The 15,403-nt window shown below is 67.9% G+C and carries 15 protein-coding genes; 9 read left to right on the forward strand and 6 right to left on the reverse strand.

Going from position 1 to position 15,403, the window contains the following annotated elements; translation table 11 throughout:
• Positions 1-24 precede the first annotated feature (24 nt).
• The 3 genes from AC1D1G_RS29450 (at position 25) to AC1D1G_RS29460 (ending at position 1,831) form a co-directional block, all read left to right on the forward strand.
• Positions 25-492, forward strand: a complete 468-nt coding sequence (locus AC1D1G_RS29450) for a cupin domain-containing protein (protein WP_477954839.1) — start codon at positions 25-27, stop codon at positions 490-492.
• On the forward strand, positions 489-893 hold the full coding sequence (locus AC1D1G_RS29455) for a DUF1304 domain-containing protein (RefSeq protein WP_283352431.1): 405 nt from the start codon (positions 489-491) through the stop codon (positions 891-893). The genes AC1D1G_RS29450 and AC1D1G_RS29455 overlap by 4 nt, the downstream gene beginning before the upstream one ends.
• A 68-nt stretch (positions 894-961) precedes the next feature.
• The gene (locus AC1D1G_RS29460) at positions 962-1,831 is read left to right on the forward strand and encodes a cutinase family protein (protein WP_280781560.1); all 870 of its coding nucleotides are present in this window, start codon (positions 962-964) and stop codon (positions 1,829-1,831) included.
• 12 nt (positions 1,832-1,843) lie between these two features.
• On the opposite strand, the gene AC1D1G_RS29465 is transcribed toward AC1D1G_RS29460, so the two are convergent.
• The gene (locus tag AC1D1G_RS29465; RefSeq protein ID WP_283331338.1) at positions 1,844-2,380 is read right to left on the reverse strand and encodes a winged helix-turn-helix transcriptional regulator; all 537 of its coding nucleotides are present in this window, start codon (positions 2,378-2,380) and stop codon (positions 1,844-1,846) included.
• A 55-nt stretch (positions 2,381-2,435) separates the two neighbouring features.
• Here AC1D1G_RS29465 and AC1D1G_RS29470 point away from each other — a divergent pair, with 55 nt between their 5' ends.
• Positions 2,436-3,836, forward strand: coding sequence for an MFS transporter (locus AC1D1G_RS29470; protein WP_477954834.1), 1,401 nt, complete (start codon positions 2,436-2,438; stop codon positions 3,834-3,836).
• 541 nt (positions 3,837-4,377) lie between these two features.
• On the opposite strand, the gene AC1D1G_RS29475 is transcribed toward AC1D1G_RS29470, so the two are convergent.
• Together AC1D1G_RS29475 and AC1D1G_RS29480 are read right to left on the reverse strand one after the other, a co-directional pair.
• Entirely contained in the window at positions 4,378-4,953 is a 576-nt protein-coding gene (locus tag AC1D1G_RS29475) for a hypothetical protein (protein WP_477954835.1), read from the reverse strand.
• Between the two features lie 113 nt (positions 4,954-5,066).
• The gene (locus AC1D1G_RS29480; RefSeq protein WP_283352433.1) at positions 5,067-5,702 is read right to left on the reverse strand and encodes an aggregation-promoting factor C-terminal-like domain-containing protein; all 636 of its coding nucleotides are present in this window, start codon (positions 5,700-5,702) and stop codon (positions 5,067-5,069) included.
• Between the two features lie 5 nt (positions 5,703-5,707).
• Here AC1D1G_RS29480 and AC1D1G_RS29485 point away from each other — a divergent pair, with 5 nt between their 5' ends.
• Positions 5,708-6,454 (forward strand): tyrosine-type recombinase/integrase, encoded by a 747-nt coding sequence (locus AC1D1G_RS29485; protein WP_283331342.1) that lies wholly within the window; start codon positions 5,708-5,710, stop codon positions 6,452-6,454.
• Here the strand turns inward: AC1D1G_RS29485 and ychF are convergent.
• On the reverse strand, positions 6,451-7,530 hold the full coding sequence (ychF, locus tag AC1D1G_RS29490; RefSeq protein WP_105421424.1) for a redox-regulated ATPase YchF: 1,080 nt from the start codon (positions 7,528-7,530) through the stop codon (positions 6,451-6,453). The two genes, AC1D1G_RS29485 and ychF, sit on opposite strands and share 4 nt — an antisense overlap.
• Before the next feature lie 47 nt (positions 7,531-7,577).
• On the reverse strand, positions 7,578-7,988 hold the full coding sequence (locus tag AC1D1G_RS29495) for a CD225/dispanin family protein (RefSeq protein ID WP_283331343.1): 411 nt from the start codon (positions 7,986-7,988) through the stop codon (positions 7,578-7,580).
• A 119-nt stretch (positions 7,989-8,107) separates the two neighbouring features.
• Here AC1D1G_RS29495 and AC1D1G_RS29500 point away from each other — a divergent pair, with 119 nt between their 5' ends.
• The 4 genes from AC1D1G_RS29500 (at position 8,108) to AC1D1G_RS29515 (ending at position 13,588) form a co-directional block, all read left to right on the forward strand.
• The gene (locus AC1D1G_RS29500; protein ID WP_283352435.1) at positions 8,108-9,685 is read left to right on the forward strand and encodes an FMN-binding glutamate synthase family protein; all 1,578 of its coding nucleotides are present in this window, start codon (positions 8,108-8,110) and stop codon (positions 9,683-9,685) included.
• Positions 9,686-9,811: 126 nt separating this feature from the next.
• The gene (locus tag AC1D1G_RS29505; RefSeq protein ID WP_283352436.1) at positions 9,812-12,115 is read left to right on the forward strand and encodes a carbon starvation CstA family protein; all 2,304 of its coding nucleotides are present in this window, start codon (positions 9,812-9,814) and stop codon (positions 12,113-12,115) included.
• Positions 12,108-12,299, forward strand: a complete 192-nt coding sequence (locus AC1D1G_RS29510) for a YbdD/YjiX family protein (RefSeq protein WP_005239019.1) — start codon at positions 12,108-12,110, stop codon at positions 12,297-12,299. Before AC1D1G_RS29505 ends, AC1D1G_RS29510 begins: the two co-directional genes overlap by 8 nt.
• 77 nt (positions 12,300-12,376) lie before the next feature.
• Positions 12,377-13,588: an AI-2E family transporter gene (locus AC1D1G_RS29515; RefSeq protein ID WP_009479123.1), complete on the forward strand. Its 1,212-nt coding sequence runs from the start codon at positions 12,377-12,379 to the stop codon at positions 13,586-13,588.
• Positions 13,589-13,595: 7 nt separating this feature from the next.
• Here AC1D1G_RS29515 and AC1D1G_RS29520 read toward each other — a convergent pair.
• Positions 13,596-15,403: SbcC/MukB-like Walker B domain-containing protein (locus tag AC1D1G_RS29520; protein WP_477954838.1), on the reverse strand; the 1,808-nt coding region annotated here is incomplete at its 5' end.

Below are 15,403 nucleotides of genomic sequence, written 5' to 3' on the forward strand. Positions count from 1 at the left end.
GTGCACCGGTCCTACCGTCGCAGTATGTCCACCCACGTTCACGTAAACAGAGCAGGCGACGGCAGGCGCCTCACCGCGCCGGACGCCGACATCACGCTCCTGGTCGGCGGCGATCACACCGGCGGGGCGTACGAAGTCTTCCTCGTCGAAGCGTCCCGGACCRCACCGGACGGCCCACTGCACGCCGAGCCGTGGTCGAAGTCCTACCACGTGCTGCGCGGCCGGATACTGGTCCAGGCCGGAGACACCGGGTACGAACTCGCGGCGGGGGAAACCCTCGCCATCGAGGCGGGAACGATGAATACGTTCACGGTCCTCTCCGAGTCCGCCGGCTTCCTCCTCGTCTCCGCCGGGGCATCCCACAGCCGCTTCTTCGGTGATCTCGACGCAGTCGGCCGTGACAGGCACGCGCCGGGGGAAATGGACCGGCTGCTGCACGAGGTCTCCGAGCGGTACGGCGTCGAACTCACGGCCGGGTCGGGTGCGCCGTGACCATCGTCGCGCAGATCGCCACACTGGTCGCCGCGGGCGTGCACCTGCTGGCGTTCGTGTGGGAATCGGTCCTGTTCCGCAGGCCGTCGGTGCACGAGGGCATCTTCCGCATCCCCGGCAGCGATGTGCCCGCCGCCCATCTGTGGGCGTTCAACGTCGGCTTCTACAACCTGTTCCTCGGTTCCGGCGCCATCGCCGGCGTCGTCCTGTGGTGGGCGGGTCACGACACTCCGGGTCGCACCCTCGTCGTCTACACCTGCCTCTTCATGTTCCTGGCCGGCATCGCCCTGGCCGTGTCGGACCGGATGGCGCTCAGCCGACAGCGCGGGGACGGCGTCGTCGGCGCACTGTCGCAGAGTGTGCCCCCGCTGGTGGCCTTGATCGCGCTGGCGATCGGGTGACAACCCACGGCGTCCGATTGCCAGGAACTTCTCAGGGTCGATCGAACGGATCCTTACTCGCGGTCGGCATGATGGGAGCCATGTTCCAGGTGACCGTTCTCGCCGTCGGTGGCACCGGAGAGTCCCACCCCGATGACCACCGACGCCACGTCTCCGGACTGTTGCGTGACGTCACCGATGCCCTCGACGACCGGTTCGTGTCGCGGTGGGTCGGCTATCCGGCGTCGTACGGGCCGGTCGCCGCGGGTGGGCTCAGCTACCGGCAGAGCACCGAGGTCGGCGTCCGCCGCTTGATCGACGCCATGGAGGACGCTCCGGGACCGGTCATGCTGATCGGCTACTCGCAGGGATGCACCGTGATCCGTGAGGTGCTCGGGCAGATCGCCACCGGCGCCCTGCGCGCCGACAACCTCTCCGCGGTGGGTCTCGTCTCCGACCCCGAGCAACCCGCGGGGGTGGTGCCGGGCTGCCGCGGGCGCGGTGTCGCGGGCGACGGCGCCCCGATCCCCGACTCCGTTCCGGTCCAGTGGATCGCGCACCCGGACGACATGATCTGCAATGCCAGCGAAGACAGCTACGTCCGCGACATCGCGGACCTCACCCGGTGGATGTCGTTTCGCGCGCTGCGGACGTGGCTCGCCCAAACGTGGGAACTGATCCGCAACAACAGCTTCCAGAACGCGACCAAAACCCGCGTCAGCCCTCGGCAGTGGCGCACCGACCTGCGTCGACTGCGGACCGCGGCGATCGAGGTGCTCGGCTACCTACCGCCGCGCCTCGCCTGGCGCGGTGTGCGCGTCGTCAATGCGCGGGGCGGGCGGCACGTCGCGTACGCCAGCGAACCCCTCGATGCGAGCGGGCTCACCGGATGCCAGATCCTCGCCCAATGGCTGCAGGTGCGGGCGACGTTCGAACCGGCCCTGCCCGTCGCGGCGTAAGGGTCGCGCCGATCAGGCGTCGCTGCGCGGACGCAGCGGAGTGAGCATCCGGCGGGGTGCACGCAGGGCCACGGCGACGGCGTCGCTGCGGGGACGGACGGCCTCCCCCGGCCCGGGCGCGACCACCAGGTCCTCGGGGCCCGGGATCGTGCCGCAGTCGGGGCATCGCCCGAAACGATCGAGTTGCGTTCCGCACTCCGCGTGCGAGAACACGCGGCCCGGGTAACTGCCGGGCGACACGTACTGCTCACCCCATTGCGACAGCGCATAGATGCTCGGCCACAGCGCCTTTCCGGCCTCGGTGAGCTCGTACTCGGGATGACCGCCGTCGGCGACACGGACGAGGACACGGGCCTCGACGAGAGCGGTCAGCCGATCCGTCAGGACGGCGCGCGAGATGTCGAGATGGGCGAGCAGATCACTGAAGCGGCGGACCCCGTAGAAACAGTCGCGCAGCACGAGCATCGTCCACCGCTCACCCACCACTTCGAGGGCGCGAGCGAGGTTGCAGTTCTGCTGCGAGTACCCGGTTCCCAGTGCCACGCCCACATGCTATCGCAATTCAGTCTTGTCACCAGACCAAATTGGTTCTAAGTTCAGTCTTGTGAACAGACCAACTGCGGTTGCCCCACCGATCCGCGCACGCACACCCCGCCCGAGGACCACGCTGGCCGTCGCGTCGCTCGGGACGTTCGTCGCCCTGGTCGCGTTCTGCGCCCCGCTCGGCAACATGCCCACCGTTGCCGCGGCACTGTCGGCAGGGCCGGCAGCGCAGACGTGGATTCTCAGTTCGATGAGCGTCGGCCTCGCCGCGGTCCTACTGACTGCGGGCGCACTCGCCGACGACTACGGCAGGCGCCGGGTGTTCCACTGGGGTGCCTGGCTTCTCGTCCTGGGCGCGGTGGTCGGCGCGGTCAGTCAGGAACCCGTCCTGTTCATCGTCGGACGACTGATCCAGGGAGTGGCGGGCGCGGCACTGATCGCGGCCAGCCTCGGCGCCGTCGCACACGCCTTCACCACGCCGGCGGCAAGGGCGACGGCTAGTGGAATCTGGGGCGCGAGCGTCGGCGCCGGCATCACCGTCGGTCCGGTCCTCGCCGGCCTCCTCGACCTCGCCGGGTGGTGGCGCGGCCTGTACTGGGCACTCGCCGTCGCATCGCTCGTGATCGGACAGGTCGCGACGCGTGCGCTCGCGGAGTCACGCTCCGCCGTCCCGAAGCGGATCGACGTCCCGGGAGCGGTCACGCTGTGCGCCGCGATGGTCCTGGTGCTCGTCGCACTCGTCGAGGGCAGGCAGGGCAACCTCGCCGCCACCGTGCTCTGCGGCGTCGGCGCTGCCGTGTTCACCCTCGCCTTCGTCGCGGTCGAGCGGCGACGACCGTTCCCGATGCTCGACCTCGCGTTGTTCCGCCGACGCGACTTCCTGGCCGCCACCCTCGCGGCCCTCGCGACCGGGGCGGGCATCATCGGTCTGATGTCGTTCGCGTGCACGTTCCTGGTCAAGACGATGCACGTCAGCACGCTGGCCGCAGCCGGGGTGATCGCGCTGTGGTCGGGCACCAGCGTCGTGGCATCGCTGCTGGCGCGGACACTGCCGGCTCGGCTCGCCGGGTCACCGCAACTCGTCCTCGGACTCGCCGGTGTCGGCCTCGCGATGCTCACGATGACGGGCCTCACCCCCGACTCGTCCCTGCTGCGCCTCGTCCCGGGACTGCTGCTCGCCGGCGTCGCCAGCGGGCTCCTCAACGCCGGCCTCGGCCGCCAAGCAGTCGCCAGCGTGCCCGCCGATCAGGGCGGACTCGGCAGCGGCGCCAACAACACCGCCCGCTACCTCGGCTCGTCCATCGGCGTCACCGTCGTCAGCATCATCGCTCTCGACCCGGTAGGCACCGTCGACGGCATGGTGTCGGGCTGGAACTACGCCGCCGTCACCACGGGGCTGATCTCACTCGTCGGCGCAGGGGTGGTCGGCGTGCTCGTGCGAGGAACCGCCGTCAGACGTTGAAGCGGAACTCAGCGCTGGGCGTTTGCTGGAGTTGGCGATTGTTGGCAAATCGCACCTACCTGCGACTTCGACCGTTGATAGCGTTGGCGAGCACCGACAGGCCTCGGGAGTGCTGCGTACCCGCTGCGTACCGAGCGGTGCCACACCACTGCACTCCGATCACCCGGCGATGATCCCCATCCTCCACAGTTGATCCACTACGTCGACCAGCCAAGAAGTGACCACCGGTGGAAACGGCGACCACATGCTCCAGCTATCCCCGACCAGGTGAGTGAAGGCATCCATCTCGATCTCCCTTTCGTTCGGCACCTACCCGATCCCCATCCACTCCCGGAAGCCGGGGATCGGGATGTACCAAACGTGGTCGCCGAGCTGCTGCCAGATCCACATCTGCAGTTGCATGGTTCCTCCTTCGTTGCTGTCACCGAGAAGGGCTGGTCAGTGCCAGGAGTTCCACCACAGCACGAGCGGCACAAGGAACGGGAACCAGTAACTCCAGTCCGGGCCGAATCCGATCATCGGAATACCACCTATCTCGCGGTCACCCCGACCTGTTTCGATTATCGACCTGTCGGCGTCCGTGTGGCGACGAATGCTCGACAGCACGCCCCCGTCCATCGTGCGGACGAGGGCCTTTGCCGCCTACGGCCCTTTGACCAGGAGCTGACTGTTGTTGTAGACCGTCCAGGTGTTGCCGCCAGTGGCGAGCTTGCGGTGCCGCAGGAGCACGCTGTGTACGCCGGGCGTGAGCCCGGTCAGCACCCAGGTCTTCCGGGGCAGCATCCGCGTGGCGCTGGTCGACTTGGACTGCCAGGTTCGGGCTCTGCGCGACGCTGCCGAGGTAGAGGGTCGCGGCGTACACCGTGACGCCGCCGGGGGTCTCCAGGTCCATCTCGGCCGCGACCTCGTAGGTCGTGCCGTCGACCGGCACGGTGAACGTAAACCCCATACCGGCGATGTCCGCGGCCGTCGTGCTGTCGGGCATGGTGCCCGTCGACGTCGCGCCCGCCTTGCGGAGCTTCTGGCCGTACTGGGGATGGGGGTCGCCGATCTTCCCGTGGTTGCCCGTGTGCAGCCCGTAGAAGTCGGTGCCTTCGATCCGCTCGACGTTCTTCACAGGACACCCCCGTCGGACGCGGTGACGACGTGCGGCTTTTTCATCCACGTCTGCTTCGTGTAGGCCATCCTTCATACCTCCTGTGTGTGGCTGTGCTGCTGGGGATGTCGCCGTTATCGCCTGGAGAACGACGCGACTTGCTGCGCCTGCATGAGTTGGAGCTGACGACGCATTTCCTCGAGGCTCATCGTCTGGACCTGACCGATGTTGATCGAGTTGTCGATCTTCTGCGGTGCGCCCTGCTCGACTTGGGCCTTGTCCATCTCGGCGCGCTTGTCCGCGAATCCCTTCGCGACGTCGCGTGCGGCCTGCCAGTACCGGTGCCCCGGATCGAGCAGGGTGCCCTCCATGCCGAAGATGTCCGTCGCGGCCGAGGGCACGATGTCGCCGACCTTCTCGATGAACTTCGGTCCGACCTCGGCGAGCGTTTTGTTGAACGCTGCGAAAAGGTTCCACTGGTCGTTCGTGAGAACGGCCTCTGGCTTGCCGGACTGATTGATGCCGATCGAGTTGTTCGAGAAGATCCCGCCGTTGTCGTACCAGTTGTGGTTCTCCCAGAACGCCTTTGCTGCGGTCGGGAGGCCGTACCGGTCGCGGATGTAGCGGGCGCCGGCCGCGCCCTGAATCCCTGGGTTGGGGTTCTCGTCAGGTAGGTAGGCGTCCTTCGTCGAGCCGAGGAACTGGAAGAGGCCGAACGCTCCCGAGCTTGGGTTGCGCGCGAGGGGGTTCCAGCTCGACTCCTGTCCCACGCTCGGTGCTGCGCGCAGCGCGCCGAGACAAGGTCCTCGCCGAAGACCCGTCCGAGAAGATCGCGCTCCCCCGCCGGCGCCGCGCCGATTCCGCGATGATCATCCCCACCGCAGAACAGGTCGGCGCGCTCGTCCAGGCCGCCGACGTGGACTTCGACGCGTTCGTCGGGCTCTGCGCCTACGCTGGCCTTCGACTGGGTGAAGCCGCGGCGCTACAGGTCGGCGACGTCGACTTCCTGCGTCGCGAGGTCAACGTTCGGCGTCAGGTGCAGCGAGCCAACGGCGGGGCCGTCGAGCTCCGGGCACCGAAGTACGGCTCCGAGCGCGTGATCCCCGCACCCAACGGGCTACTCGAGTTGCTGTCGCTCCACATCGCCCACTGGCGAGCTGGCACCGACCCTGCCGGTTGGATGTTCCCCGGCGAGGGCGAGCACCCCTGGCACCAGAACTCGGTCGGCTACAGATGGCGCAAGACGCGCAAAGCCGTCGGAGTCGACGATCTGCATCTCCATCACTTGCGGCACTTCTACGCGTCCGGCCTCATCGCGGCGGGCTGCGACGTCGTGACGGTGCAGAAGGCGCTGGGGCACAGCTCCCCCACCGTCACGCTGAACACCTACGCCCACCTGTGGCCGGACGCGAGCGACCGTACTCGCAACGCGGCCGAGGCACTCTTCCGGTCGTCGCTGCAGTCCGCTGCGTACCCACTGCGTACCGAGGACCCAAAACAGGGTGGTGACCAGGGGTTCTAAACGTTGAAGCGGAACTCCACCACGTCGCCGTCGGCCATGATGTAGTCCTTGCCCTCCATGCGGACCTTGCCTGCGGCCTTGGCGGCGGCCATGGATCCGGCGGCGACGAGGTCGTCGAAGGAGACGATCTCGGCCTTGATGAAGCCGCGCTCGAAGTCGGTGTGGATGACGCCGGCGGCCTGCGGGGCGGTGTCGCCCTTGTGGATGGTCCAGGCGCGGGATTCCTTGGGACCGGCGGTGAGGTAGGTCTGCAGGCCGAGGGTGTGGAAGCCGGTGCGGGCGAGTGCGTGCAGGCCGGGCTCGGACTGTCCGATGGAGTCGAGCATCTCCTGCCGGTCCTCTTCGTCCAGCTCGAGCAGCTCCTGCTCGACCTTGGCGTCGAGGAACACGGCGTCCGCGGGGGCGACGGAGGCGCGCAGTTCGGCGACCTTCGCGTCGTCGGTGAGCACGGCCTCGTCGGCGTTGAACACGTAGAGGAACGGCTTGGTGGTGAGCAGGCTCAGCTCGCGCAGCAGCGCGAAGTCCAGCTTGTCCTTCGCGCTGAACAGGGTCTTGCCCTCGTCGAGGACTTCCTGCGCCTTCAGCGCCTCCTCGTGGATGGGCTTGAGTTCCTTGTTCTTCTTCGCTTCCTTCTCCAGGCGCGGCAGGGCCTTCTCCAGCGTCTGCATGTCGGCGATGACGAGCTCGGTCTCGATCACCTCGATGTCGGATGCCGGGTCGACGCGGCCGTCGACGTGCACGACGTCGTCGTCGTTGAAGACGCGAACCACCTGGCAGATGGCGTCGGCCTCGCGGATGTTGGCGAGGAACTTGTTGCCGAGGCCGGCGCCCTCGGAGGCGCCCTTGACGATGCCGGCGATGTCGACGAACGACACCGTGGCGGGCAGGATGCGCTCGGAACCGAAGATCCGGGCGAGCTCGGACAGCCGCGGATCGGGCAGTTCGACCAGGCCGACGTTGGGTTCGATGGTCGCGAACGGGTAGTTCGCGGCCAGCACGTCGTTGTTGGTCAGCGCGTTGAACAAGGTGGACTTGCCGACGTTGGGCAGTCCGACGATTCCGAGGGTAAGGCTCACGGTCGTTGGATTCTACGGCGTCGGCGTCCGATCAACGACCATCGGCCTCACCAGCTGGAGGTATTGCTGTTCGCGACGAGGGCGATGATCAGGATGGCGTACCCGATGACGAAGACGACGATCAGCGCCACCCAGATCCACAGGGCGATCTTGCCGAGCGCCTTGGCGCGGTCGGACGCGTACTGGGCGCCCTGGTAGTCGCCCATCGCCCACTTCGGGTACACGTCGTGGACGTGGTTGAACGCGGCGAATGCGAGCGGCCAGAAGAAGAGGACGGCGGCCACCGCCCACCCGGCGTTCGAGGGCGGCAGCGGCGGTGGGCCGTACTGGCCCGGGTACGCCTGCGACTGCGTCGGCTGCTGTTGCGTGGGGTACTGGTAGCCGTACGCACCCGTGTCGCCGGGCTTCGGCGGCACCGGATTGCTCGACGATTCCGGATTGCTCGGTGACTCCGACATGACATCCCCCTGTCGTGGCAGCTGACCTCGTGCGTCCACTATCCCACCTGTCTCCCCCGTGAGTGGGAAAGTGCGCCGGAGTACGCGTCGGCACTCACGTGAGGTTCTAGTCTCAGCGAGTGACCCGCTGGTTGATCGTCCTCGCGATATGGATCCTCGGACTGGGCGCGCTCGCCGTGACCCTCGGCGTAGCCACCGGGTGGTGGTTCGCCGCGGTCGTCCTCCTCGCACTCGCAGCCCTCGGGACATGGGATCTGCTGCAACGGCGGCACAGCATTCTGCGGAACTACCCGGTGCTGGGGCACGCACGGTTCCTGCTCGAGAAGATCCGCCCCGAGATCCAGCAGTACTTCATTGAATCATCCACGGATGGAACGCCCTTCGACCGCGACACCCGCGACCTCGTCTACGAGCGGGCCAAGGGGACCCTCGCCGAGGAGCCGTTCGGCACCGAGCGGGACGTGCACGCCGTCGGCTACGAGTTCATGGCCCATTCGCTGCGCGCCCGGATGGCACCGCCCGAGCCGCCGACCGTCCGCGTCGGCGGCCCCGACTGCGAACGGCCCTACGACATCGCGCTTCTCAACGTGTCGGCGATGAGCTTCGGCTCGCTCTCCGCGAACGCCATCGAAGCCCTCAACGCCGGGGCCGCGCGCGGCGGGTTCGCGCACGACACCGGCGAGGGCGCGATCAGCCCGTACCACCGCAAGCACGGCGGCGACCTGATCTGGGAGATCGCGTCCGGCTACTTCGGCTGCCGGACGAACGACGGCCACTTCGATCCCGGCAAGTTCGCCGAACATGCAGCCTCAGAGCAGGTGAAGGCGATTTCGATCAAGTTGTCGCAGGGCGCGAAACCCGGGCTCGGCGGTGTGCTGCCCGGGGCGAAGGTGTCGCGGGAGATTGCCGAGACGCGCGGCGTGCCGGTCGGGAAGACGGTGATCTCCCCGCCCTCGCACACCGCGTTCTCCACCCCGAACGAGCTGATCGACTTCATCGTTACCCTGCGAAAGCTCTCCGGCGGCAAACCCGTCGGGTTCAAATTGTGCGTCGGATCGCGCACCGAGTTCCTCGGCATCTGCAAGGCGATGCTCGAACGCGACGTCACCCCGGACTTCGTCATCGTCGACGGCTCCGAGGGCGGAACCGGTGCAGGTCCAGTGGAATTCGAGGACAACATGGGCATGCCCCTCACCGAGGGGCTGATGCTCGTGCACAACGCGCTCACCGGCGCCGGACTGCGGAACCGCATCAAGATCGGCGCGTCCGGGAAGGTCGCCAGCGCATCCGACATCGTCAAACGGATCATCCAGGGCGCCGACTTCACCCTGGCCGCCCGCGCGATGATGTTCGCCGTCGGATGCATCCAAGCGCAGATGTGCCACACCAACCGCTGCCCCGTCGGGGTGACGACGCAGGACCCGGCGCGGACCCGCGCGCTCGACGTCCCCGACAAGGCGGCCAGGGTGTTCCGGTTCCAGAAGTCGACGGTGGCCGGCGCCCAGCAGATGGTGGCATCGATGGGTCTCGACAGCTTCGACCAACTGACACCGTCGATGCTCAACCGCCGGATCGACGGCGTCACCACGCGCACCTACGCGGAACTGTACGAGTGGCTGATGCCCGGCGAACTGCTCGAGGATCCGCCGTCGGATTGGCTCACCGACTGGATCGACGCCGATTCGTCTCGCTTCTGACGTCGTTTTTTCGTCGAACCGAACGTCGGCACAATAGGGTGACGGGGGCCACAAAAGATGTGGCATCTGTCGACGGCGTCACCCCTGGCACACAATGACGACGGGGGCGCTGGGAAGGAGTTCGCGATGGCCCTGAGAGCCGCCCCCGAATCCGAGATCGAGTACCTGAAAACGGATCCGGATCTGCCAGCGGTCGGCGTCGTGGACCGCACCCCCATCTCACCGGCGGCACGGATCACGTTCGCCGTCCTCGGCCTCCTCGGTGGCATCGCCTGGGTGATGATCGCGTTCATCCGCGGCGAGAACATCAACGCCGTCTGGTTCGTGGTGGCCGCCGTCTGCACGTACCTCATCGCCTACCGCTTCTACGCGCGGCTGATCGAACGCAAACTCGTCCAGCCCCGTGACGACCGGGCCACCCCCGCCGAGATCCTGGAGAACGGCAAGGACTACATGCCGACGGACCGGCGGGTGCTGTTCGGGCACCACTTCGCCGCCATCGCCGGCGCAGGTCCCCTCGTCGGTCCCGTCCTCGCCGCGCAGATGGGCTACCTGCCCGGCACGCTGTGGATCATCATCGGAGTCGTCTTCGCCGGAGCGGTCCAGGACTTCCTCGTCCTGTGGATCTCGACGAAACGCCGCGGACGCAGCCTCGGTCAGATGGCCCGCGACGAACTCGGCCTCGTCGGCGGTGTGGCCGCCATGATCGGCGTCTTCGTCATCATGATCATCCTCATCGCAGTGCTCGCCCTCGTCGTCGTCAACGCGCTCGCGGAAAGCCCGTGGGGCGTCTTCTCGATCGCCATGACCATCCCGATCGCCCTGTTCATGGGCGTCTACCTGCGGTACCTGCGCCCGGGCAAGGTCGCGGAGGTGTCGCTGATCGGCGTCGTGCTGCTGCTCCTCGCCATCGTGTCCGGCGGCTGGGTCGCCGACACCGGTTGGGGCGCCGACTGGTTCACGCTCTCCAAGGTGACCATCGCCTGGCTGATGATCGCCTACGGTTTCGCCGCATCCGTCCTGCCCGTGTGGCTGCTGCTGGCCCCGCGCGACTACCTGTCGACGTTCATGAAGATCGGCACGATCATCCTGCTGGCCATCGGCATCCTGGTCGCGCAGCCCACCATCAAGATGCCCGACGTCACGACGTTCGCCATCCAGGGCAACGGCCCCGCGTTCGCGGGCTCCCTGTTCCCGTTCCTGTTCATCACGATCGCGTGCGGCGCGCTGTCCGGCTTCCACGCCCTCATCTCCTCCGGCACCACGCCCAAGCTGCTGGCGAAGGAAAAGCAGATGCGGCTGATCGGATACGGGGGCATGCTCACCGAGTCGTTCGTCGCGATCATGGCGCTCGTCACCGCGTGCATCATCGACCAGCACCTGTACTTCGCGCTCAACGCGCCGGCCACCCTCACCGGCGGGACCCCCGACACGGCCGCCGCATACGTGAACGGCCTCGGACTGTCCAGCCCGAACATCAACCCCGACACCCTCTCGCAGGCCGCGGAGAACGTGGGCGAGGAGTCGATCATCTCCCGCACCGGCGGTGCCCCGACGCTCGCGTTCGGCATGTCGGAAGTGCTCAGCCAGTTCCTCGGCGGCGCCGCCCTCAAGTCGTTCTGGTATCACTTCGCGATCATGTTCGAGGCGCTGTTCATCCTCACCACCGTCGACGCAGGCACCCGTGTCGCCCGGTTCATGCTGTCGGACTCGCTCGGCAACTTCGGTGGACCCGCCCGCAAGTTCAAGGATCCGTCGTGGCGCGTCGGAGCCTGGGTGTGCTCGCTGGCCGTCGTCGGACTGTGGGGCGCCATCCTGCTCATGGGCGTCACCGACCCGCTCGGCGGCATCAACACCCTGTTCCCGCTCTTCGGCATCGCGAACCAGCTGCTCGCCGCGATCGCCCTGACGGTGGTCCTCGCCATCGTCATGAAGAGGGGTCTCTTCAAATGGGCATGGATTCCCGGCGTTCCCCTCGTCTGGGACCTGATCGTCACCATGACGGCGTCCTGGCAGAAGATCTTCTCCGGCAACACCGCCGTCGGCTACTGGTCCCAGCACGCCGCGTTCAAGGAGGCGAAGGAAGCCGGCAAGACCAGCTTCGGTTCCGCCAAGACCCCCGAGGCCATCGACGCCGTCATCCGCAACACCTTCATCCAGGGCACCCTGTCGATCGTGTTCGCCGCACTCGTCCTCGTCGTCGTGGTGGCCGGAGCGCTCGTCTGCATCAAGGCATTCCGGGCAGGTGGACTGCCGACCACCGAGTCACCCGAGCAGCCGTCGAAAATCTTCGCTCCCGCCGGGTTCGTCCCCACCGCCGCCGAGAAGGAACTCGACAAGGAATGGAACGAACTCATCGCGTCGGGCGTCGTGCGCGCACCCGGTGCTGCACACACTCACACGGACAGGGCACATCACCATGATGAATAGGGTTGTGGGGGCCGTCCGGACCGCCTGGTGGTGGACGGGGTCGCTGATGGGCGACCACGACTACAGCAGGTATGTCGAACACCTTCGCCGGAACCATCCGGACGCCGAGGTGCCGACCGAGCGCGAGTACTGGAAGGCGCGCTACGCGGACGCCGACGCGAACCCGGGCGCCCGCTGCTGCTGACCTCACCGGGCCGTCCCGGCGTCCCCCAGTACTGTCAGTACTGATCGGCTGAGCAGACACGGCAGGGAGGACCATCTGTGACGGAGAAGGAAGCCCCGGCGCCGTCCGGGACCGCAATCACGAAACCGGACCGCGGGCATCTCATCGGGGTGGGTGCGATGTGGGTGGCCAAGTGGTCGCTGGTCCTCGTGGCCATCTCGCTGGGCGCGTTGTTGTTCGGGTGGATCATCGAAAAGCTGTGGGTGATCGTCCTCCCCGTGCTGCTGGCCGTCGTGGTGTGCACGGTGCTGTGGCCGCCGACGCGGGCGATGACGAGACGGCGTATCCCCCCGGCGGCGGCCGCCGCGACGTCGCTCGTCGTGTTCATCGCCGTCGTCGCCGGAATCATCGCGGGCATCGTGCCGTCCGTCGTCAACCAGGCACCCGAGCTGGCCAACAAGGCCACCCAGGGCATCAACCAGGTGCAGGACTGGTTGAAGGGTCCGCCGATCAACCTGCAGGACGATCAGATCGACCAGGGCATCCACACGATCGTCGTGAAGGTGCAGGAAAGTGGGACGGTCATCGCGTCCGGTGTGTTCACCGGGGTCAGCACCGCCAGCTCCCTGCTGCTCACGCTCGGCCTCGTGCTGGTGCTGTCGTTCTTCTTCATCAAGGACGGCCCGCGGTTCATCCCGTGGCTGCACTCCGTCGGCGGCGGCCGCGCGGGCCGTCACCTCGAAGTGGTGCTGGGCCGCATGTGGGACACGCTCGGAGGGTTCATCCGGACGCAGGCACTGGTCAGCCTCATCGACGCCGTCTTCATCGGCGCCGGACTGCTCATTCTCGGTGTGCCGCTTGCACCGGTCCTCGCGATCCTGACGTTCATCGGTGGCTTCGTCCCGATCGTCGGTGCGTTCGTCGCCGGTGCTCTCGCCGTGCTCGTCGCGTTGGTGGCCAACGGTCTCACCACCGCCGTGATCGTGCTGATCATCATCCTCGTGGTGCAGCAGATCGAGGGCAACGTGCTGCAGCCCGTACTCCAGAGCAAGAGCATGAAACTTCACGCCGTCGTGGTTCTGCTCGCCGTGACCGCCGGTGGCTCCGTGTTCGGGATCGTCGGCGCCTTCCTCGCGGTGCCCACCGCCGCCGTCGCCGCGGTGGTGGTGCGCTACATCGGTGAGCAGATCGACGAGCACAGCGCCGAAAGCAACATCGCCGACGCCGTCGCCGCGAACGACGACCTCGACGACGCCGAACGGGAGGGCGTCACCGTCGACGAGGCCGCCGTCGCGCCCAAGGCGGACTGACCGGCACTCAGCCGGCGACGACCTCCACCGTGGAGCCGGTGCGTCCGCGAATCACGTGCAGCCGGCTCGGGATTCGCTGACGCATCTCGTCGACGTGACTGACGATCCCGACCACCCGGCCACCGTCACGAAGCTCGTCGAGGACGCCCATCACCGAATCGAGGGTGTCCGCGTCGAGGGTGCCGAATCCCTCGTCGATGAACATCGTGTCGAGGACAACGCCTCCCGACTCCGCCGCGACGACATCGGCGAGACCGAGCGCCAGCGACAGCGACGCCAGGAACGACTCACCGCCGGACAGGGTCTTGGCCGAACGCACCACTCCGGTGTAGTCGTCGCGGATGTCCAGCCCCAGGCCACCGCGGCGGCCTCGCGGACCGGCCTCGTCGCTGTGGACGAACTCGTACCGTCCCGCCGACATCCGGCCGAGCCGCGCGGATGCCGAGACGGCCACCTCTTCCAGCCGGGCCGCCAGCACATACGACCGCAGCGACATCTTCCTGGCGTTCTGGCCACGGCCCGCGATCACCTCGGCGAGGGCGGCCAACTCCTCGTGCGCGGCCTGCATCGGCGCAATCGCCTCGGCGGCCTTGTCGAGTTGACCGACGAACCGTTCCAGATCGAGCAGTCGGCGCTCGGCGTCGGATGCCGCCGCGACGGCGACGTTCACGACCTCCGCGGCCACGTCGTGCGCGTGCTGGACGGACGCCAGTTCCACGGGATCTGCCTCGGCGACGGCAACGACCTCGGGGTCGTCGAGCACGCTGCGCGCCCCGACCTCGGCGTCCCGCGCCGCCGTGAGGACGGCCTCGATCTCACCCTGACGGGCGGCCGTCCGGACCGCGGCCACGGCGTCGGCAGAGCTGTCGAAACCGGCATCCCCGGCCAGTGTTTCGGCCTTGGCCGCGAGTTCACGGGCCGCCGACTCGGCTCCGGCACCGGCGTCCCGCGCGTCGAGCAGTTCGGATGCGGACTCCGCAAGCGCGTCGAGTCGTGCGCGGCGTGCCTCCACGCTCGGGTCGTCGCCCGCCGCCTCGCTCACCCGGGCCCGGATCTCCCCGAGCTGTGTCGTGTTCGCCGTGATCCTCTCGGCCACGGTGGCGGCGTCGACGCCCAGGTCCCGGGACCGTTCCTGCAGGTGACTCTCGCGGTCCCGCAGTTCGGTGAGTGATGCGGACCGACGCTCGACCTCGTCGCCGAGCGCAGTCGCCTCCCCCACCGCCGCCTCCGCGGTCGTGAGTGCCTGCGCGAGTTCGTCCGCGTCACCGTCGCCGCCGCGCTGGACGAGCACGTCGATCGCGCGCTCCACCGCGCCCAGCTTCTCGGTCGCGGTCGTCAGCGCCGCCGCGGCCTTCTGCTCCGCCGCGAGGGCCTTGTCCTCGTCGGCCTTCGTGACCGACAGCTCGGACGGTTCGGCAGGCTGCGGGTGCTCGGGCGAACCGCACACCTGGCACGGGACACCGTCCTCGAGCGTGCCTGCCAATTCGGCGGCCATGCCTGCGATCCGACGTTGCAGCAGGTCGAGCCAGTGCTCGCGCGCGTCCTGGTGCTGTTGCCGGGCATCGAGCACGCCGCGCTCGAGCCGATCACGCTCGGCCCGGCGGGTGCGGAGATCCGCCGCCGCCGAGGCAGCGTCGGCCGCCCGGTCCCGGGCATCGACGAGCGCGGGCACTGCGTCGCGGGCCTTCTGCGCCGAGTCGAGCGCCTTCTCCGCTTCCCTCAGAGCGAGCGGCAATTGTTCCCGCTCCCGGGACAGCGCGTCGCCGGCCTCGGCGAGTTCGACCTGCCGGGCACGTAGCCGCTTCAGTTCGACAG

The sequence above is a fragment of the Rhodococcus sp. P3_B8 genome (assembly GCF_056402775.1).